This window comes from Paenibacillus sp. FSL H7-0350, from assembly GCF_038593195.1.
In the GTDB taxonomy this organism is placed as follows: Bacteria; Bacillota; Bacilli; order Paenibacillales; family Paenibacillaceae; genus Paenibacillus_AQ.
The window spans coordinates 2,384,037-2,403,258 of record NZ_CP151972.1 but is presented as its reverse complement, the minus strand read 5'-3'; the positions used below and the strand labels follow the sequence as shown (position 1 = coordinate 2,403,258).

The window sequence follows — 19,222 nt, the reverse complement described above, 5'->3', positions numbered from 1 at the left end:
TCAGTCGTATTCCTTAGGCTCCTGGAGCAGGATGGAGAAGGTCTGGGTCACGTGGTCCACTTCAATCGTCTCGATACCCACAAAATCCGGAATTTCAGGATGAACAGCATCGACGCTGTATTCAGGATGAGTCAGCAATAATTGAATGACTTTTAGGGCTTCCACGTTGATCTTGATCCCCTTTACAGTAGAATCTCTTGTTCTGATCTATAGTCTGTATTATCCCCGCAGCGCTTAGCGAATATGTCTGTGGATGATATTTCTGTCTTCGTTACGTTCCATAACAGCCATTAATTGCCCCTGAAAAATACGTCTCTGGATCTGGTCGATCCGCTGCAGCGCGAGAGGGACGGGAACCTGGAACGCTACAGCCAGTTCGGTAACGGCATCCTCACGGAGTTCGGGCAGCGTATTCGCGGAGATCATGACATAAGGCATGGAGGCATACAGGATGAACCGGTCGGATTCATCTCTCTGTGCCTGCGTGAACACTCCGGGCATAAGCGTAGACTTGCCGGCATGCCGCAGCAGATGACACAGCTCGTGAAGGAATTCCAGCCGCTGCAGCTCGGGAGGGAGACGGTTGTCGATGAACATGCTGTACATTCCGGCCGTAGCCTCAATCGCCTTGCTGCGGACATCCAGATAGTGTACCCAGATATTGAGCCGGTTCGCTATGTAATCGATGGAGATGTCGGACGGCTTGCGGACACCAATACGCTGGTATAGATCCTCTGTCCATTTCTCCAATGCGGTCATCTGATAATAGCCTTGCATAATCAATCACCCCATATATAAGATCGTATGTTCGTGTTATTGGCCAAAAGAAAAGCCCGAAAGGGCTAAGCAGCAGTTCAGCACGTAACTCATCACCGGCTGAAATATGGAACGGGTGTTCCTATGTATGTAAGCATAAAGGAATTACGCTCGAATATCAAGTGTTTTTCCCAAGGTGGGGTGCGTGGCCTGACTCAGCATCTGAACCATATCCTGGGCGCTGCTCTGCGCCTGCTCCTTGGCAAGGCTCATCACCTGCAGCCCTGCGGCCTGCTGTAAGGATGACTGGCTCATCACTACGGATAATGCAGCAATATCCATCCGGCATTCCTCCCTCCATATGTTGTGAAGCCATTGCTTCATACTCTATATCGACCACTGGACGCCTGTCCGTTAGGTGAATGGTATTTCTTTGCCAATTGGCCCATGCAACGGAGCGGAATTCCACATATTCTGTGCTGTATTCAATATTCAAGAGGAGGAATTAATCATGGGAGCAGAGTATGGTTGCGGTTGTGGAAATAACGTAGGTGGAGTGAATCAGGGACCTCCAATCGTTCCGGTAGTAAGCCCTTGGACTTCGACAGGTGCAATTCTGGTTCTGTTCATTCTGCTGGTTATCATCACAAAAGCCTGTTTGTTCTAGAACAGCCTATAGCCAGTGTAGCCCTGTCCGGCCTGTGCCGGATAGGGCTATTTCTTTTTTTTCTTCTTATGAGCACGGACCGTTGGCCCGATCTGGCGTGTGATTCTGCCTGTAGCTGCATCAGTTTCAATGATATAGAGCTCCTTAATTGTTCCTGCAAGCGCGAACCATTCCTGTAAGGCTTCAGCTTCGGACATAGGGCCGTACAGCCGTTTGCCCCGATAACAGATATAGAACACATCGGGCTCTCCATCTATGTTATATTATCCCATTTCATTCTACGCTTTATCGCAGTGAAATTGAATAACATCCCCCACATGCCGGCTTACTTGAAAATAAACTCCACACGCGTACCGTCTGCGAACGCCTCCAGCTGATTGCCGACCCAGCTTCCCGCTCCGCGGTTATCACTGGGGGTTATGTACTCAATATGGGCCCCGGCTCCGCCTTCCGCACACATGGCCATCGGCCATTCGTCCCGGTCATAGCCTTTCTTGGTGGGAACTCCCTTCAGCGACGCCTTGCGGTTCTCCTCAGCATCCTTGCGGTTGATGGTACAGATGGCTGACTCTCCCTTGCGGATGGCCTTTTGGATGTGCCTCGCGGTCTCCGGGTAGCGGTCTGCCGGGAACTTCAGCTTCACGATCTCCGAAGAATGACCGGAAGGGGTCTGCGGCAGCCATTGCCCGTTCTCCTCCAGCAGGTAGGCGGACAGACTGAGCAGGGCGATAATAATGAGACTGATGATGGATTTTTTGGCTTTCATATCTGCTCCTTTGGATGTGGGTATGGGTATAATGCCTGTGCCCTGAATAGTATAGCGTAAGAATAACGGATTGGGACAGCCCGAATTCTGTGCAGCAGCCGTGCTGAAGTTCCATAATTCGTCATAATATGTACAAACACAATGAAAAGGATGGTGGAAAATGTGGAACAGCGCAACCTCAGGGACCTGCTGGATTCGGCCTCGCGGCTGATTGGTGATGTGCAGTGGCAAGCGGCTTTTCGCAAAATACAGATGTCTCCCGCTGACGCGGAGATGGGGGCGCCCGCACGGAAGCTGCTGGAGACGCTGTACTGGCTGCAGGGCCAGGGAATGATCAGCGGCCAGCATGATTACCTGGAGAGCCCGGATGATATCAACAACAAGCTGAAGAATACGGCAGGCAGTTATGCCGGACTGCACGGCTATGAGATGGGGCCGATCAGCAACCAGACGGAGAAGCTCATCAGCAGTCAGCGGCAGGGTGTAACGGACAGTGCGATCCGCTGGCACAAGGCCAGGGGCATCGTAGCGATGACCTATCATGCCAACCTGCCGGGTACGGCACCAGCCTGGACGAATGTCTCCATGAGCCTCAGCGAAGCTAATTTCAGCAAGTACATCACACCGGGAACAACCGAGTATACGGCGATGATTGCCGAGCTGGATAAGGTCGCTGTTTTCCTGAAAAAACTGAATGACGCCGGTGTCCCCGTCCTCTGGAGACCTTACCACGAGATGAACGGCGGCTGGTTCTGGTGGGGGCAGAAATCCTCCTTCGTGACCCTCTGGGAGATCATGTTCGAGCGGTATACCGTCTATCATCAGCTGCACAATCTGCTGTGGGTGTGGAGTCCGAATGCCAAGAACAAGAATAGTGAGGAGCCGGCCAAGTATTATCCGGGCAGCGGCAGAGTGGATGTGCTGGCGGCGGATATTTTCGAGGGTGATTACAAGGGGGAACATCATGATACGCTCTGGGACCTGGGACGCGGCAAGCTGATCGCCATCGGCGAGAACGGGGAGCTTCCTCCGCCAGCTGTGCTGGCAGGCCCGCAGAACAAATGGAGCTACCAGATGACCTGGGGCAAGATGCTGTACGAGCGCAATAAGGATGCAGTGATTCAGGCTTTTATGAGGAATAGTGCCATATTCTCCAGAGACGACTATTCGGCCAAAGCGGCGGCGTATGCTTCTTCAGGAGGGGTACTCCCCAAACCGGGCCTCTATGGGCAGTATTACAACAATATTACGCTTACCGGCACGCCTGCCCTCACCCGGACAGATGCCAATATTAACTTCGCCTGGAGGCAGGCGGCGCCTGATCCGGCTGTTCACGCAGATCTGTTCTCGGTACGCTGGAGCGGCCGAATAAGCGCTGCCTACAGTGAGACCTACACGATCTATTCGTATTCAGATGACGGAATCCGGATATGGATCGACGGGAAGCTGGTTATTGACAGCTGGATCAAGCAGAGCGGGCAGGAGCGGCAAGGCACAGTGAGTCTGATTGCGGGGAAGCTGCATGAGCTGAAGGTGGAGTACTATGAGAACCAGGGGGATGCGCGGGCGGTACTGATGTGGGAGAGCCCCAGCCAGGCCAAAGGCGTAATTCCGGCAGGAGCTCTCTATCTTCCCTGAATAAAGTGTAACGAAGCCTCAGATATGCTCGCGGTAGCTGATATTGTTGGCGATTTTCTCGTCACGCACGGCTTGGCGCAGGATATCCTTGACAGATTGAACCTTACGGATTCTATAGAAGGGGAGCTGTGGTGATGAAGCATCATCCGACAAAATGATCAGCGTCCCGATGCCCAGCATACGCTGCATAACCGACTGGGTGACGGAGAAATCATTGACCCGCAGCAGCTCGATTTCTTCGACATCCTTGCCGATCAGCCCGCTCTTCACCATAATCCGCTGGGACGTAATCGTATACTTGGTGGTATTCAGCCCGATCAGCCCCTTGAGACGGTCAGAGATGCCGGCAGGCTTGCCCTGCCATAATTCTTGTTCAGGACCGGAGCTGTGGCCAGCCGCCGGACGACGTGCTGCTGCCGGAGAACCGGCCTCATCTGTACCTGCCCCGCATTCCCCGCAGAATTTGGCGCCTTGCTTGTATTCCGCACCACATGCTGTGCAATAAGCCATGATAGATCTTCCTCTCCTTGAACGGATAAATTCATTATAGTATAACAGGAATTGCCAGTCATCAACTGGGTTATTGGCCACCTTTTCTCCCTATGAATACGCTTAACCGCTGACATATGTTTCATTACGCCGAATTTTACATTAATTTCATTTGCACTTAACAAAAATCGATATTATTCTGTTAAGTGGAGGGATATTAACTATGAGACAAGCTTTACTTGCAGGACTGCTAATGGCTGTCATGATCCTCAGTGCCTGCGGCAATAACAGTGCTGAACCGGCTTCCCCGGAAGTGGTGCAGGAGACAGTACAGAACTTTTATAATGAAATTTCGAAATTCGACGAAATGGGCAAATCCTCGCTAGCGAACTTCAACACCACGCTAACCTCTTATTCCACCGGACAAGCGACGGACAAAGAATTTCAGAAGGCTGTAGACAGCTTCCAGGATACCGCCTCCGAGCTTGCAGATCATGTGAACGATATCAAGATTGCGGGCGGCCTGCCGGATACGATCGAGAAGCTGCTCAGAGATTCGGTGATCGCTTTCCAGAGCGCCTATCAGATCAAGGAGAAGGCTTCCAAGAGCGCAGTATCGCCCGATGTGACCGCAGAGGAATTCGACGCGATGAATCAGCAGGCAGACGTAGCCATGCTCTACGGCATCTCCAAGCTGAATGAAGCCAGAGAAGCTGCAGGACTGATCGATCCGGAGCAATCCGTACCAGGAACCGTGTCAGATGCAGGCACAGATGCCAAGCAGGAACCAGGTACCGGAAGCGCAGGGACTTCGTCAGTGAAATAAGCAGAGACAAGACTTGTTATTGTAAAAGGGTTCAGAGGAAGACGCTGTACAGCATAACTGTGGGCGTCTTTTTGCTGTGCCTGCTTCCCTAAATTTCTGCTTGCCTAACCTGCTGAAGCACAGATATAATACAAACATATGTTCTGCATGAAGAATAGGAGGAACGGCGAATGGGCAAGAAGCTTGAAGGGAACCGTCAACGGGAGTACAGCGGGAGGGTGCTTCCGGAGCAGATCGGGCGAATAGGGAGAGACGAACGGGAGATCTGGCATAGCCTGAGGCCGGTGCTGGATGAGCAGAAGCTGGAGGAGATAGAGCATACGCTGGCCTTATCGCTACGGAGTCATGTACGGGTAACGCTGGTGCTGTATAGTCCTCTGGAACAGGTGAAGCTAAGCGGATTCGTGACCTCCATCCACACCCACTCGCGGGAATTCAAGCTGCAGTGGGCGGAGGAATGGAAGTGGCTGCTTGTAGATGACATTGTGGAGGCATATATTGTCTGACAGATTCTACTTACTGCGGTGTCCGTCCGTCTTCTCATAGGCAATTAGCGTGACTTCCGGGTTCCCGGTCATCCGGGCAATCTCCGATTCCGCCTGGCGGATCACCTCCACCACATCCTCCTGGCCGCTAAACGGGGCTATTCTGTAGCTGTCGCTGTGAATATCCATGTTCATCCCCCTTTCCGTTAGAATGACCTGACGACAGGTCTGCATTCTTATTCTGGCCTATAGGTGCACTGTTCATCCGGGGTGATCGGGCGATGCATAGCTTCTTTTTGCGAAAAAAACGGTCATTGGTGCAAGCAACCCGGTCAAAGCGGGCATTTACTATACCAGGGGGTGAGTAGATGCTTACTTTGGAGCAGGTCAAGCAGAAGTCGGCCGCAAGGCTGGCGAAGCTGCATCCGGCTGTACTGGCCGGGGCGAACGAGCTGATTAGACGCAGTTATAACCGGGGGGTGCCAATCCTCATTACGCAGGGCATGCGCACGATAGCGCAGCAGAATGAGCTATATGCTCAAGGGAGAACTAAGAAGGGCGACATTGTAACCAATGCCCGGGGAGGCGACAGCTACCATAATTACGGACTGGCAATAGACTTCGCGCTGCTGCTGCCGGATGGCAGGAATGTATCCTGGGATATGAACCGTGACGGGGATGGCGACAAGGTGGCAGACTGGCAAGAGGTGGCGCAGGAGGGGAAGCAGCTGGGGTTCGAATGGGGCGGGGACTGGACCTCCTTCAAGGATTATGCTCATCTGCAGATGAGCTTCGGCCTTAGCATTCAGGACCTGAAGGCAGGCAGACGGCCGACCGCCCAGCAGAGTGCAGCCGCACTAAGCTGCATAACCGGAGGTGAGCCAGAGGTGAACAAGGATATCCCGGTAAATATTACGCTCAATGGTAAGAAGCTGACGACCGGCGTCATGGACGATGCGGTAACCTATGCGCCTGTACGTGCGATTGCCGAAGCGCTTGGAGCCAAAGTCACGTATAATGCGTCCAGCAAGACCGTGAACATTGTGAAGGAATAACTTCTCTGCATAGATGCTGTGCCGGATGGGGAAATTATCAGCGATTAACCACATCCATGAAGGGGGCACAACATTTTGAACAAGCTGATCACAAGTCTTGCCTGCGGTACGGTCCTGTCCATGAGTCTGCTCGGAGCAGGTGACATCTCCGCAGCACCCGGCGGTATGATGACTACGACTCCGGGCGTTATGAGCACCAGCGCTCCGGGCATGAACAGCACGACCACTGACGGCCGGATGGGCAATATGAACATGCGCGATATGGACGACCGGACGATGGATAATCGGGGAAATACTCTGATGAACGAGACCAGAGATTCCATGCATAAGACCGAATCCATCATGAAGGACAAAATCCGTACCGGCGACAACAGCTCCGTCTCCCCGCTGTCCAACAATAATACAACGGGCCGCTACCGGGCACAGAGCACCACCACCACAGCCACCAACAACGGCAACCGCTCTAACTGGGGCTGGCTCGGACTTGTCGGCCTCCTCGGCCTCGCAGGCATGCGCAGCAGAACCGGCGAGCGCGACCGCCACTAGCCGGAGCAGGGCACCGCGGTTCTGCGAGTAAGGAACAGCAGCGCCAAGCAGTAAGCCCGTGTCAGTCTCGGCTGAGCGGGCTATTTGCTGCTTATGCAGAAGAAAATTTGGAAAAAGGAATTGCGTATCCCCCGGATACGTGATATTATATCTCTTGTCGCGTATAACGCGCACACAACATGCCGGGGTGGCGGAACAGGCAGACGCACAGGACTTAAAATCCTGCGGTACGTGAGTACCGTACGGGTTCGACCCCCGTCCTCGGCATATATAGTAGTAGACAAAGACGCATTCTGCTGAATGCGTCTTTTCTGTATATACAGGTTAAGGGTGCTCTTTTCAGCATGATATATTATTAATTAAACCACATGTATATAGATCATTCAGCTTTAACATAGAATCAGTGAAGAGACAATTAAATGACTATATTAATGCTTCTGATTCATTTTCAAGTCTTGTAACCAGCCGTAACTATGATCCGAATATGGTTTATGGAGTAGATGTATACGATTATCTAATAAAAAATATTGTCACGAATCAAATTGGCATAAGACCGTTGAATCTGATATATGAACATAAAAAGCTAATGCTAATGAGACTGAATTACATGCGAAAGAGTGGTCTAATCAGTGAAGATATATTTGAGTTGCTCTTTCAGCAATTCAAATCACTTATGGATCTTGCATATACTACAAGACAGCAATATTTAAAGCATATATTGGCGTACAACATAAAGCTAATAAAAATAATTATTTCTAATTTAGAATCAATGAAAGCTAACGAGTTAGAATTGATACCTAAATTAATTGATTGCTTAGCAAATGAGGCTCAAATAAGTAATTAGCGGTACTCCTGCCAATCTCATTTCTATGGTGCAAAAACACCTCCAAGATTTTCTCCCTATCTTACGATAAGGATCCATTCTCTTGGGGGTGTTTTGATTTGTCTCACGTTACTATCGGCTTAGCTCAGATTGCCGCTCCAGTGGTCGATAAATGAATCACCTGGTCAGCCAGCGTAATAAACTCCGGATCGTGCGAGACATATACAATCGTACAATCGGAAGCAGAAAGGATGTCTTTAAGCCACTCTTTACCCTGGGCATCCAAATGATTAGACGGCTCATCCATGAAGATCAGCTGAGCCTTTTTCAGTAGTGCTCGGGCTATAGCAATTCGCTGCTTCTCACCGCCTGAACAGCTTTGCGGTTCAGTACCTTGCTTATGGATTTCGAACAAACCTGCCTCTTTGATAATTTGAAGCACCTCATCGGCTGCTGCTTCCGGATTTGCCAGTTGAATGTTGTCCAATAGTGAGACCTGAAACAGAAATGGTTCCTGCTCGATATACGCAATCTGGCGATAATAAGAAGAGGGAGAAATTGCAGATAAACTTTCTCCGTTCAAAAGAATGCTGCCGGCTGCTGGCGTCAGCATGCCGGAAAGAAGGTGTAGGAGAGTCGTTTTACCGGTACCGTTCGGTCCAACGATCGCCGTCTTTTCTCCAGGCTTAATCGTGATATTAATGTTGTCAAGCAGTGCGACTGATTCACTATAAACGAATTGCAAACCGTAGCATACAAGCGTCAGCGGGTCATCCGATAGCACGATTTGTCCTGAATCAGCAGAGTCAGCGGCAATTTCACTGATTTTTGGCATGAACTGCTTGTAAAGGGCATGGCTTTTGATGGCGGAAGCTAATTTCTGATACACATCGGTCAGGCTTGCGGATAATCCCAGAGCACTCATAATGGCTCCAGCCATGATTTCTTGATGTGCCGCAAGCCAGGCTCCAACCAGAAGAAGGAGCAGGTTACCGCAAGAGGATGAGATGAAGCTTACATTGCGGATAGCATACAGGATGCGCATACTCTTTTTTAGCGAGTGGTTCATGTGGTTCGTGAAAGAATCCCGGAAAAGGGCAATCCATTGATCTTTTATTCCATACAATTTAAAATAACCGGCGCCGCTGATGACGTCAAACTCCAGATTCCGCTGTTCCAGCTCAAAATCCCGGACTTGCATTTTGTACACAGCTTCGAGCCGTTTGGTGATACGAATGGCGGCAAGCGGAGTAGCTGCGGCTAAGATGCAAGTCAGAGCCAGCCAGATATGGGTTTCGAAAAGCTTTGTCAAAATAACAGTACCTACAATTAGAGCCACCGGCAGATCCGTCAGAACTCTCACGATAGCCATCCGGTATTCATGAGGGTCCTGCTCCAGCCTGTACTGAATCTCAGCTTCAGTGAATTTTTGTATGTCTGGTATCGATTTATGAATAAACTGATTGATGATATAGCGGTCATGCTGCAGGGCGTTGCGGAACATCAAGATATTTTTAACATATTGCAGTAAAGGGATTAACAGGATACTTGTAATCAAAGCCAAGACCAGCATTATCAACGATGTCGAAGGAAATGAACGGGAACCATAGAGGATGTCGTTGGTGACAGACCCAATAGTTTGGTAGATAAAAACAGAAAGAGCACCTATGGATGCCCCCTCCACAACACCCAGTACAATCGTCCAACGCAAAAAGTATACGGTCTGCAGCAATGGTGATCTAGACATAAGTACGATCCCTTTCTTGTCCTTCTGTAGGTTCTCTATTTAACTGGATGGCCAGATTTGAGCTTGCTTGGAACAGATCATCATGGCTGACTATGATTAAAGCACGTTTGTCATCCTGCAAACATTTCATCAGTGCCGCTTTGGAATTGTAATCCAGGGAGTTATCCGGTTCATCCAGAAGAATGAGTGAAGCCGAGGGTTTCATTAAAGCAGCGGCAAGATAGACTTTTTTTCGTTCTCCTCCCGACAATTCACTGATGGTATGCTTGCTCAATCTTTCATCATTTAAATTGAGGGTGCTGCACAGTTGAAGGGTTCTCTGAAGGATGTCCGGGTGGTCTGAATATAAAAGGCTGAATAATTGCATAGGTGTTATGGATAGCTTCAAATCCTCTTGAGGAAGCAGGGAGAGTTCATGGAAAAGTTCATCCTCTGGTATTGACGCCAGCTCCGTCCCCCGGAAATAGATCTGACCTTCAGCTAGCGGGACTTGTCTGGTCAGCAGCCGCAGAAGTGTGGATTTGCCTGATCCGTTTTTTCCTTGTACCAGCAAATGATCATGCCCCGTTAGTTGGAAATGCCATGATTGATTAGCTACAGCTGAGTCTATCTCCGCCTTTGCATCCATTACTTCGAGTAACAATGGGGGAGAAGACTCCCTTTTTGCAGCACCAGGCAAAGAATTGGATGATTCTGATTCTGTAACGTTGATCTTATGAAATAGACTTAATCTTTCATTTGCAGCAGTATAAACGGCTCTTTGAGAAAAATGTGAGCATAACGTGCTAACGGCTGAATAAAAGCTGGGGCTCAGCATCAGGAGGGCTAGGCCATTGGTCAGCGTAATTGCATCTATCCAAATCAGGTATCCGACAATGCCGTATGTGCCAAATTTGACGGCGTGTTCCACACCCTTCGTCAGCACTTCCTCCGAAGCTAACGTTTTTTCCGCCTTACTGCCTATTCCGTTGTACTCATTATGAATTTTCATTAGCTGCTGCATAAACCAATGGTGGCAGGAGTAGATCTGGAGAATCCGAAAAGCCTTGAAACCGGATATAAGATGATTAGTAAGCTCGGCTTCAATATCCCGTGTGTCCATATACTGGGTATACATATATTTTCTGATTACGATTGGCGGAATAACATGCAGTAAGGCTATGAATGCAAGGATCAGAGCGGATAGAGGATTGATTGACAGGAAATAACCCGAATATATAACGGCAGTGACGGAGGCGCTAATCAAGCCGGGGAGCACTGTGGTTTTATAATCTGCCAGTTCGTTCAGGTCATTCGAGAGATGTTCAATCATCTTGCCTTTGCCCATCCGTTCAATCTGTAGCATTTCCAGTGACAAGAAATGGTGAATCATGGACATTTTCAACTGGTTTTTTGTTCGTTCTACCGTGATTTGTAAAAGCAAATAAAAAAAGTAATCCATTGTATAATACACGATGACTATCGTAAGGAGCTCAAGACTCCCGGTTTGTAACGCTCTGAAATCGGTTTTAAGCGATGCCTCCAAAATATGGGCTAGCTTGAATGCTGTCAGCAAACCAAACGGAATAGCCAAAAGATTTCGTAACGTCAAACCGCAAATCAGTTTTGCAAACGGAACGTTGAACGTCATCAGGGAACCACACGCTTTCATTTTTGGAATATAACCATTCTATTGCAGGTGGAATTATGTTCACAATTATTCCTATACGAGTTCGTTACTTCATTCCAATCTATCTTTAAACTTCAACATACTCTTTCCAGCTTGTAAGATTTAAATTGTATAAATCTTTATAAATGATACAAGGAGTGAAATTAAAAGTTTCAGAAAGTCCCCAAGTACGATCCAAGGTAATATTTTTATTTGGTCAGTGTAATGTAATTGAGATTTCTGTATTGTTCTAAAAGCGGCGCTCCAATATTTAAAACATTGGCCCCTAAACTTATGGCACATTCAATATAACTATCTATTTTTTGAAGAACTTGTTTATTCATAGCTTGATATATGAGAACATCATAGATGATAAAAAAATAAAAAAACACCTGTTAAATTATACTATTATTGTAGATTTAAGCATGTTTCTTTATGGCCCATTTTATTGTAAAATACAGAATTAATATAAAAACGGAAGACTTCCTTGGAAACTGTAAAGTTGGAGACGCTAGTAGGTTATATGATACGTTTCAAAGCAAGCTGTCAGAAACTAACATTCTATTCTTTTCCCATTTATCAAAGAGGCCCATGCTCTCCCGCATGGGCCTCTTGCTCCATTCAATTCACTTCCCCCCACCCGGAATCGCAACCTCATGCCCAACAGTTGCGGCCATGCGGGCAATCGACTTCGGATCGGAATTTCTAACATTTACGTCGATGCGAGGGGTGTATGCAGCTTCCAGTCTTTCTGCTTCTTCGTCGGATAGCTTGATCGAGAGAGCTTTGATCGCATCGTCAATATGACTGGTTTTGAGGGCTCCAACGATTGGGGCGGCAACGACGGGATTGCGATACAGCCAGGCAAGCGAGATTTCGGCGCGGCTGACCCCGCGTTCCTCTGCCACTTGGCCGATAGCCTCGACAATTTGTTGGTCGGCTGCTGCAGTTGCCTGATAGTATTGGGCAGCACCGGATTCGGTATCGGAGCGGGCCGTTTGTGCACCCCAAGGCCGGGCCAGGACCCCACGCGATAGCGGACTGAAGACCATGGTCTGAATCTCTTCGTCGGCACAGAGCGGGATCATCTCGTTCTCTTCCTCGCGGGCGATCAAGTTGTAGTTGTGTTGCATGGTGAGGAAGCGGGCCCAACCGTTCGCTTTCTGGAGATGCAGAGCCTTTGCGAACTGCCAAGTTCTCATGGTGGAGGCGCCCAAATAGCGCACTTTGCCCATTTTTACGAGATCATGAAGGGCTTCAAGTGTCTCTTCCCACGGTGTAAAAGGGTCCGCCCGATGAATCTGGTACAGGTCGATATAATCTGTTCCAAGACGTCGCAAGCTGTCGTCAATTTCGGTCATAATCGCCTTGCGTGAGAGTCCGAATGAGTTAGGTCCTGAACGCATGGGAGCACCCAGTTTGGTGGCAATGACGACGTTCTCTCGTGTAGAGAAATCCTTGAGCGCTCTGCCGACACTTTCCTCGCTGGTTCCATGCGAATAGAGATTAGCGGTATCGAAGAAGTTGATCCCCGCCTCAAGCGCATGTCTGATCACAAGACGGCTGCCTTCCTCGCCCAGCGCCCAGCCAGGGTAACCACTAAGGGGATCTCCAAAGCCCATACAGCCGATGCAGATCGGTGAAACTTCGAGGCCGGAGTGGCCTAGCTTAATATATTGCATACATACCTCCTGAATATTTTTATTCTTATTGAACCTTATTGAAGGTATTCATAATATACAGCGAGTGCCCAAACCCCCGGTACTCCGATCCGATCAAAAAGTTGCCTAATCCTATTACGGACGACTTTTAAACTTCTTCATATCCTCTTTGGGTGGAGCGCCAAACATCCTGGAGTACTCCCGGCTGAATTGTGTCGGACTCTCATAACCCACCTGATAAGCAGCATCCGCTGCGTTCTCTGACCCGGATAGTAAGAGGCGGCGGGCTTCCTGAAGCCTTAGCTGTTTTTGAAATTGAATCGGGCTCATGCCGGTGATTTCCTTGAAATGCCTATGGAACGACGGAACGCTCATCTTCGCAAGTTGCGCCAGATCTTCAATGCGGAATGAATCTTGATAATGATTCAGAATGTGCTCGATTGCGTTTTTAATATGAACGCTTGGACTCCCCTCCGTTACAATTTGTCTTAAGGAGTCACCATGTTCACCGTACAGTACCTTGTATAGAATTTCTTTGGCAAAAAGCGGCGCCAGCCCAGGAATATCTTCGGGTGTATCGAGCAGACGAACCAGCCTCACCACAGCATCTAACAGGGGAACATCCAATTCGCCAACATTCATACCGCGTCTGGATGTTCCTCTGGAGTTCCCCTTGAGTGCATCATCGCCTACTAGTTCTAAAATATGGCCGGGCGTAAATTCAATTTTACAGGTTAAGTTGGGCACTTTGGGCGTTGCTTCCAGCACTTCGGCAATGATCGGCAGGTCCATAGAGGCTACAAGGTAGTGTGGCGGACCATACCGGTAGCGCTCTGTACCAATGACTATATCCTTTAGACCTTGAACGACGATACAGAGTGAAGGGTTGTTAAGCTTGTAGGGAGGTTCAGTCTCGGTGGAATGGTAAGGAATAGAACAACGGGAAAAGCTGAGGGACGAAATTAATGTAGAGTGAGGACCATCTATAGGAGTATGCCGATCCACGAGCTCCGCAAGCTCTTTTTGCAAATAATCATTAAGGTCAAACATACGGTTCCTCCTGTGAAGGCTTTATCTTTAGGTCTATGTAATGTTCATCATGATAACCATTCCTTGTTATTCGCGTACCTTATTTTAACATAGGAATGTGAAAAGCTAATAACAGAAACCCCGTCAACCTTTTGCCGCATCAACAACTGCTGTATGCAAAATAACCCCACAAAGTGGGGCTTTAGCGTAGGTGGTGACTCAGGTACTTTGCGGGGACCCCAAAACATATAGATTCTTATCTATCAAAAAAAGAGCTACTCTCGTAGCTCCCTCGCAAAAATTATTCTGGCATGATCCAGACAATCTCACAGATTCGTACGAAAAATTTCTGGCCCCTGATATCCAATACAACGTGGTCTGGCTTGACTTCCACTAAGCAGCCGCTTATCCCTCCGCGAGTGGTTTCGAGCACTACCTGTTTACCTTTTACAGACATTAAGGTTTCGACTACGTAGGGATCAATAGGATAGACCATGATTGCTTGCGGCATTTGTTGCTGCATTGGATACATTTGATTATTCAGCACTTTGTTACCTCCCAAATGGTTATACATCATCCTATGCTAATGCCCACTTCAAGAGCTGGGCGGATGCCCATACAATAGCGAATTCCTTAATCATTATTAAATGAAAAATGGAAGCAAGTACAAAGCTGTAATGGCACCAAAGGGTATTGGTCTTGGATAAAAGCGGCGGCGCGGGTAGAATCCCGGATAGTATCCGAATTGTCTGTAGGCTGTTGCGTTAGCAGGCATTCCGTTCATCTGGCCCATCATTTCATTTGTGGGAATGGCAAGTATAACGTTGTTCTGATCGATTTGAGCAATAAACCCGTCGTGAGACTGACCGTCCGTTGTCGTAATACCGACATACTTATTCATACAATTCCAGGCAACTTGTTGATAATTCGTTTCCATGGGGTAACCTCCTCAAATAATGTCTCGTCAACAGTCTATGGACTACAACCCATATCCATCACGGCATATGCCTATAGCACACAAAATTCTCACGGAAGGACCGGTACGGATATGAGCTGGTGGAGCAGATCTCGTAGAAATTTGCCATTGCAGAGGGTACGATCTATCCGTTGTTAAGAAGGCTGGCGGCAGATGGGTTATTCTCGACCTATTTATCCGAATCGGAGGAGGGGCCGCCCCGGAAGTACTATAAGATTACCGCTGAGGGAAGGAGAGTCATGCACGACATGATTGAGGAATGGAATGCTTTTGCCATAGGGGTCCAGGAGATTATTAAGGGGGGATCGGATTGAATAAAGAGGCCTATCTGAATGAATTGGCACGGTATCTGAAGCTGCTTCCTCCTGAGGAATGTGCTGAGCTAATGGGGGAATTCCGGGAGCATTTCGAGTGTGCCCGGTTAAGCGGACGGTCTGAGGCAGAAGTAATCTCCAGGCTGGGCCATCCCCGGTTGATCGCGCGCGAATTACTGACCCAGTCTCAGATTGAACAAGCAGACAAATTCCCAACGCTCTTAACTGTAACGAAGGCGGTTATGGCAACGGTGAGCTTAGGATTGTTCAACTTGGTTATCGTTCTGCTGCCTTTTATCACTTCCCTAACGGTGATTGCCGGGGTATTCGTCTTTGCCATTTGCCTGCTTATTTCTCCGATTCTCTTAATGCTTCAGTATCGGTCGGTTGCTCTGTCTATCAATAGTATATTTCTGATGCTGGGCCTGGTCGGTGCGGGACTACTGGTAGCGATTGGAACATTAAAGCTCACCCGGCTGTATTACCATCTTGTGATCCGGTATGCAGGGTTTCATTCCACCAGACGGGACTGTAGCGTCTGCAAGCAGTACTTACGGTGGGAAGACACCTGACAAGGCAATAGATTCGAATTTAGAAAGTTTTTGGAATAGTAATGGTTATCAGGGTACGCTGGAAATGAAATTTCCTGAAGAAATTCATCTTGATTTTGTTCAGTTAGCGGCTTCCGCAATGCCTAGGGCAAATATCTCTTATAAATTGTATGGTTTGCAATCTAACTCTTGGGTGGATATTTCTGGAAATGCAACTAGAAGTGTGGAGAATTATCTGAATAAAACCTACACAATCCTTGATCCATTTACAGTAACTCCCGGAAAGTATAGCGGTATTAGAATAGAATGTACTGGAAGTGGTACTTGGATTGCTATAAATGAAATTACTGTAGGTACTCTGACGCCTGAACCAACTGCTGTACCAACAGCGACTTCAGAGCCGACGCCTACCGTCACACCAGAACCAACCGTTGAGCCAACACCAACAGTAACACCGTCACCGACTCCAGAGCAGCCTACAGGTAACCGGGCAATCTTGGTCGTAACGATGAATACTGGGCTTGAAAAAGAATTTGATCTTCCAATGTCTGAGGTCAATGCCTTTTTAAGTTGGTACGACGCATCCTCAGGATCAGCCCGGTATGGAATTAATAAGCACGACAATAACAAAGGGCCATTTACTAGCCGCAAAGATTATGTAATCATTGATAGAATACTTACTTTCAGTGTAGATGAGTATTCAGCGGAATAATTTTTTCCCATAACAACCCTGTCAGTAATGGCAGGTTACTTTAAGGAAAGTTTTCCTTCCCATATACATAATGTTACAAACGGATTAATCTATTCTTATGAATAATGAAAAATATCAGTACAGAGATACTTACTTTACCGTAGGGAATCCAGTGTTTTTGTGGGTCGCCGTATTTGTTCTGTTGGTGCTAATTTTAATTTTGCTCCTGTTAATCAAGAAATATCGGAAGAAAAGGAAGTGAGGTTGCTTTAGTATAGGCGATATTGATTTGCTTTTAAAGCATACATAAAATAACCCGCCGGGCTTTTGCCTAATGGGTTATTTTCTTTTTTTAATTTATGAAAAGAGTTTGTAATCCTTCATCTCATCATACTCCCAAGGAAACAGCCTGTTAATTGACAATGCAGTTTGTGCCCAGTCATCCTTAGCACATTCCGAAATTCTAACTTGAATACAATCTTTAATGGCTTTTAAGTTGAATTCAGGAACTACCACAAAACCTCGACAAATTATAAATGGTCTGGTACTAAGAAAATCCGCGATCCCTTGAGCAGTCCCAACTGTAGCATAGAATTGATCAGCACCAGAGACATCTGCAGGACCAATGTCTAGAACTAAGGATATGCAGAAATCTCCGGTCACATCTCCTTCAGCAAAAACATGAACATTCTTTAGTTCTGGAATTATTGCCATTATAAACTCCTTTCAACCAAATACAGAACTAAGCTCTGTATAGCCGGTAGGGTAGATTTTCATTAATTTGCTCTCCATCTTGCAGGCCTTAGCTATCATTTCGTCTAACTCGCTTGCTGCAAAATCCTCATCAATGATAGATTCCATTAGATTAGTGTATTCCTCTGCTAATTCCTTATCTTCGTTTATTTGGTTAACAGTATCTTCGTAGTCAGACAACGACTTCTCTAACCGATCTCCAATATGGAGCAGGTCTTGACGATCACGTTCCTTTTTCGCGTCATACAGAATTTTCCGCCAATCCTACCACCAATTAACAAGACCACCACAAGTAGTACCCACCATTTCTTACTATTCATAGATCCCCCTAAATTTATGTAATTAACCAAAATCATTCTATCAAAATGTGGTAATATTTACTATGGGATTAAATAAACTTTAGTATATAGTGTGGACAACGAATCATGGGGTCGGGAGAAAAAATAAATATAAAAGTACCCTCTAAAATTGATACTAAGGAATTAAATAAAACATCTTATTATTTAGTGGTTTTCAATTCTAATATGATTCAAAAAAACAGATTGAAGAAAATAGAGGAATCAAAATAATCTTTGGATATTTAATGCTTGTGAAGGTCAGAGTGGTTGCAAAGCCGGGGTATGCTATTATAACGAAGAGTTAGGTAATGTTAAGTAATAAGAATTAATTTAGCGGATTTCTTGAAGATAGATCGTAATTCTTCAATTCATTATTATTAATTATTTGAGGTGGTTTCATGATTGTGTTGAAGAAAAAAACTTACTGGATCACTACTTTAATAATTCTGATACTCTCGTTAATGAAACCTATCTCTATTGAACACTCGAATACAGCGTACGAATATAAATTTGGAGCCTTGTTTCCATTTCTTAGCCTTAGACTAAATGATTTTTCTTCTGGATATCAAGATATTTTCAGTATATCTGCACAGGCTCAGAGTTATGAGTTGAACATTATTTCATTAGTTGGTGCTTGTTTAGTTTACTTTCTCATTTCCTATGTACTAATAAAAATTGCTATAGCACTTTTTGGAAAAAGAGCTAACTAGGATTAGTTACACTAGCCGCCAACTCCATCCCGTGAGTTTGACCATACAAGTCTAACAGCGCTTCTAATTCGTCGAATTGCTCTGCTGAAAGCCGGTCCTTCCAAACCTCTATGATGTCAGATGTCCTTTTTCTTAAAATAGAGTACTGAGGGTCATTGGGTATGATATTTTCATCGGGATGCAAGTTGCCGTGATACAGGCTCTCTAGAATACTGTCCACTTGCCCATCTCCTTCATTGTTAAAGTACTTTGTGTTCAACAATAAAAGATAAAAACTGGTAAATCTACGGAGTATACTTTACAGAAGGATGGAATTGTTTTCTGAATCTTTCAACATCAATATTTTTATAAGGAGGTGCCCATGAAAAAGAGAAACTTACTCCTTTCATTCATTCTTCTATTTGTTATTGCCTACATCGCGTTCGGGGCATGGATATCGCATGATACCAAGATCATATTAGAAGAAGCGATGAAGAAGGACGCTGATATGAATTACATGAGTCCATCAGCATACAGCAAAATAAATCCTGTTGAACGCGGGATGGCATCTGACGGTTTTGAGTATCATTCAAGCTCTCATCATATCGGTTTTGTATTGCCGCTGCACTACTTCGCAGGTGCAAAAGTATATGTGACTCAGAAATATGATGATGATAATTTTGCATTCAAAGAACCTGTTCAGCTAACGCTGAAATTGAAATCCGGGAAGTGGTACGCGACAGAGGTATCTATTCAGCCTTAACAGAAACAAGG

26 protein-coding genes, 1 tRNA gene and 1 pseudogene are annotated in these 19,222 nt (G+C 46.7%); 12 read left to right on the top strand and 16 right to left on the bottom strand.

The window, feature by feature from the left end; all coding sequences use genetic code 11:
* The 3 genes from NYE24_RS11060 to NYE24_RS11050 form a co-directional block, all read right to left on the bottom strand.
* On the bottom strand, positions 1–165 hold the full coding sequence (locus tag NYE24_RS11060) for a hypothetical protein (RefSeq protein ID WP_156949716.1): 165 nt from the start codon (positions 163–165) through the stop codon (positions 1–3).
* A gap of 69 nt (positions 166–234) precedes the next feature.
* Positions 235–777 (bottom strand): ImmA/IrrE family metallo-endopeptidase, encoded by a 543-nt coding sequence (locus tag NYE24_RS11055; RefSeq protein ID WP_036699461.1) that lies wholly within the window; start codon positions 775–777, stop codon positions 235–237.
* A 144-nt stretch (positions 778–921) separates the two neighbouring features.
* On the bottom strand, positions 922–1,098 hold the full coding sequence (locus tag NYE24_RS11050) for a YjfB family protein (protein ID WP_076076056.1): 177 nt from the start codon (positions 1,096–1,098) through the stop codon (positions 922–924).
* A gap of 169 nt (positions 1,099–1,267) precedes the next feature.
* On the opposite strand from NYE24_RS11050, the gene NYE24_RS11045 reads away from it, so the two are divergent.
* The gene (locus NYE24_RS11045) at positions 1,268–1,423 is read left to right on the top strand and encodes a hypothetical protein (protein WP_155991357.1); all 156 of its coding nucleotides are present in this window, start codon (positions 1,268–1,270) and stop codon (positions 1,421–1,423) included.
* A gap of 47 nt (positions 1,424–1,470) precedes the next feature.
* On the opposite strand, the gene NYE24_RS11040 is transcribed toward NYE24_RS11045, so the two are convergent.
* Positions 1,471–1,662 carry a hypothetical protein gene (locus NYE24_RS11040; protein WP_341026256.1) on the bottom strand — a complete coding sequence of 64 codons (192 nt, stop codon included), beginning with the start codon at positions 1,660–1,662 and terminating at the stop codon, positions 1,471–1,473.
* A gap of 86 nt (positions 1,663–1,748) precedes the next feature.
* Positions 1,749–2,189 (bottom strand): NucA/NucB deoxyribonuclease domain-containing protein, encoded by a 441-nt coding sequence (locus NYE24_RS11035; protein WP_036699463.1) that lies wholly within the window; start codon positions 2,187–2,189, stop codon positions 1,749–1,751.
* A gap of 162 nt (positions 2,190–2,351) precedes the next feature.
* On the opposite strand from NYE24_RS11035, the gene NYE24_RS11030 reads away from it, so the two are divergent.
* Complete coding sequence (locus NYE24_RS11030; RefSeq protein ID WP_342478679.1) at positions 2,352–3,827, top strand: glycosyl hydrolase; 1,476 nt, start codon at positions 2,352–2,354, stop codon at positions 3,825–3,827.
* 18 nt (positions 3,828–3,845) lie between these two features.
* Here NYE24_RS11030 and NYE24_RS11025 read toward each other — a convergent pair whose 3' ends face one another.
* A complete protein-coding gene (locus NYE24_RS11025) occupies positions 3,846–4,337 on the bottom strand; it encodes a PH domain-containing protein (RefSeq protein WP_036699465.1) in 492 nt (163 codons plus the stop codon).
* A gap of 202 nt (positions 4,338–4,539) precedes the next feature.
* Here NYE24_RS11025 and NYE24_RS11020 point away from each other — a divergent pair, with 202 nt between their 5' ends.
* Both NYE24_RS11020 and NYE24_RS11015 read left to right on the top strand, forming a co-directional pair.
* Positions 4,540–5,142 (top strand): hypothetical protein, encoded by a 603-nt coding sequence (locus NYE24_RS11020; protein WP_076154264.1) that lies wholly within the window; start codon positions 4,540–4,542, stop codon positions 5,140–5,142.
* A 170-nt stretch (positions 5,143–5,312) separates the two neighbouring features.
* Positions 5,313–5,648: a YolD-like family protein gene (locus NYE24_RS11015; RefSeq protein WP_342478678.1), complete on the top strand. Its 336-nt coding sequence runs from the start codon at positions 5,313–5,315 to the stop codon at positions 5,646–5,648.
* 6 nt (positions 5,649–5,654) lie between these two features.
* Here the strand turns inward: NYE24_RS11015 and NYE24_RS11010 are convergent, their stop codons facing one another.
* Positions 5,655–5,816 carry a hypothetical protein gene (locus NYE24_RS11010; protein ID WP_342478677.1) on the bottom strand — a complete coding sequence of 54 codons (162 nt, stop codon included), beginning with the start codon at positions 5,814–5,816 and terminating at the stop codon, positions 5,655–5,657.
* Positions 5,817–5,995: 179 nt separating this feature from the next.
* Here NYE24_RS11010 and NYE24_RS11005 point away from each other — a divergent pair, with 179 nt between their 5' ends.
* From NYE24_RS11005 to NYE24_RS10990, 4 genes are all read left to right on the top strand, one after another.
* Entirely contained in the window at positions 5,996–6,682 is a 687-nt protein-coding gene (locus tag NYE24_RS11005) for a M15 family metallopeptidase (RefSeq protein ID WP_342478676.1), read from the top strand.
* A 75-nt stretch (positions 6,683–6,757) separates the two neighbouring features.
* Entirely contained in the window at positions 6,758–7,228 is a 471-nt protein-coding gene (locus NYE24_RS11000; protein ID WP_342478675.1) for a WGxxGxxG family protein, read from the top strand.
* A 181-nt stretch (positions 7,229–7,409) separates the two neighbouring features.
* Positions 7,410–7,495: transfer RNA gene (locus tag NYE24_RS10995), tRNA-Leu, on the top strand.
* Positions 7,496–7,631: 136 nt separating this feature from the next.
* A complete protein-coding gene (locus NYE24_RS10990; protein ID WP_342478674.1) occupies positions 7,632–8,072 on the top strand; it encodes a hypothetical protein in 441 nt (146 codons plus the stop codon).
* Between the two features lie 124 nt (positions 8,073–8,196).
* Here NYE24_RS10990 and NYE24_RS10985 read toward each other — a convergent pair whose 3' ends face one another.
* The 6 genes from NYE24_RS10985 to NYE24_RS10960 all read right to left on the bottom strand — a co-directional run bounded on the left by NYE24_RS10985 (position 8,197) and on the right by NYE24_RS10960 (position 15,073).
* Positions 8,197–9,783, bottom strand: coding sequence for an ABC transporter ATP-binding protein (locus NYE24_RS10985; RefSeq protein ID WP_342478673.1), 1,587 nt, complete (start codon positions 9,781–9,783; stop codon positions 8,197–8,199).
* A gap of 7 nt (positions 9,784–9,790) precedes the next feature.
* Entirely contained in the window at positions 9,791–11,428 is a 1,638-nt protein-coding gene (locus NYE24_RS10980; RefSeq protein WP_342478672.1) for an ABC transporter ATP-binding protein, read from the bottom strand.
* Positions 11,429–12,072: 644 nt separating this feature from the next.
* Positions 12,073–13,128, bottom strand: a complete 1,056-nt coding sequence (locus NYE24_RS10975; RefSeq protein ID WP_342478671.1) for an aldo/keto reductase — start codon at positions 13,126–13,128, stop codon at positions 12,073–12,075.
* Positions 13,129–13,242: 114 nt separating this feature from the next.
* Positions 13,243–14,157 carry an AraC family transcriptional regulator gene (locus NYE24_RS10970; RefSeq protein WP_342478670.1) on the bottom strand — a complete coding sequence of 305 codons (915 nt, stop codon included), beginning with the start codon at positions 14,155–14,157 and terminating at the stop codon, positions 13,243–13,245.
* Positions 14,158–14,437: 280 nt separating this feature from the next.
* Positions 14,438–14,668, bottom strand: coding sequence for a DUF2642 domain-containing protein (locus tag NYE24_RS10965; RefSeq protein ID WP_076154363.1), 231 nt, complete (start codon positions 14,666–14,668; stop codon positions 14,438–14,440).
* 111 nt (positions 14,669–14,779) lie between these two features.
* On the bottom strand, positions 14,780–15,073 hold the full coding sequence (locus tag NYE24_RS10960; RefSeq protein ID WP_076154277.1) for a phosphatidylinositol kinase: 294 nt from the start codon (positions 15,071–15,073) through the stop codon (positions 14,780–14,782).
* Between the two features lie 116 nt (positions 15,074–15,189).
* Here NYE24_RS10960 and NYE24_RS10955 point away from each other — a divergent pair.
* The 3 genes and pseudogenes from NYE24_RS10955 (at position 15,190) to NYE24_RS10945 (ending at position 16,689) form a co-directional block, all read left to right on the top strand.
* Positions 15,190–15,426, top strand: a pseudogene (locus NYE24_RS10955) (PadR family transcriptional regulator).
* Positions 15,423–15,998: a DUF1700 domain-containing protein gene (locus tag NYE24_RS10950; protein ID WP_342478669.1), complete on the top strand. Its 576-nt coding sequence runs from the start codon at positions 15,423–15,425 to the stop codon at positions 15,996–15,998. The pseudogene NYE24_RS10955 and the gene NYE24_RS10950 overlap by 4 nt, the downstream one beginning before the upstream one ends.
* The gene (locus tag NYE24_RS10945) at positions 15,928–16,689 is read left to right on the top strand and encodes a hypothetical protein (protein ID WP_342478668.1); all 762 of its coding nucleotides are present in this window, start codon (positions 15,928–15,930) and stop codon (positions 16,687–16,689) included. The genes NYE24_RS10950 and NYE24_RS10945 overlap by 71 nt, the downstream gene beginning before the upstream one ends.
* Before the next feature lie 336 nt (positions 16,690–17,025).
* On the opposite strand, the gene NYE24_RS10940 is transcribed toward NYE24_RS10945, so the two are convergent.
* The 3 genes from NYE24_RS10940 to NYE24_RS10930 all read right to left on the bottom strand — a co-directional run bounded on the left by NYE24_RS10940 (position 17,026) and on the right by NYE24_RS10930 (position 18,689).
* Positions 17,026–17,382 (bottom strand): Imm8 family immunity protein, encoded by a 357-nt coding sequence (locus NYE24_RS10940; RefSeq protein WP_342478667.1) that lies wholly within the window; start codon positions 17,380–17,382, stop codon positions 17,026–17,028.
* Positions 17,383–17,394: 12 nt separating this feature from the next.
* Positions 17,395–17,601, bottom strand: coding sequence for a hypothetical protein (locus NYE24_RS10935; protein WP_342478666.1), 207 nt, complete (start codon positions 17,599–17,601; stop codon positions 17,395–17,397).
* A gap of 860 nt (positions 17,602–18,461) precedes the next feature.
* The gene (locus tag NYE24_RS10930; protein WP_342478665.1) at positions 18,462–18,689 is read right to left on the bottom strand and encodes a DUF6809 family protein; all 228 of its coding nucleotides are present in this window, start codon (positions 18,687–18,689) and stop codon (positions 18,462–18,464) included.
* A 141-nt stretch (positions 18,690–18,830) separates the two neighbouring features.
* On the opposite strand from NYE24_RS10930, the gene NYE24_RS10925 reads away from it, so the two are divergent.
* Positions 18,831–19,211, top strand: a complete 381-nt coding sequence (locus NYE24_RS10925) for a hypothetical protein (RefSeq protein ID WP_076154283.1) — start codon at positions 18,831–18,833, stop codon at positions 19,209–19,211.
* The last annotated feature ends 11 nt before the right edge of the window (positions 19,212–19,222 follow it).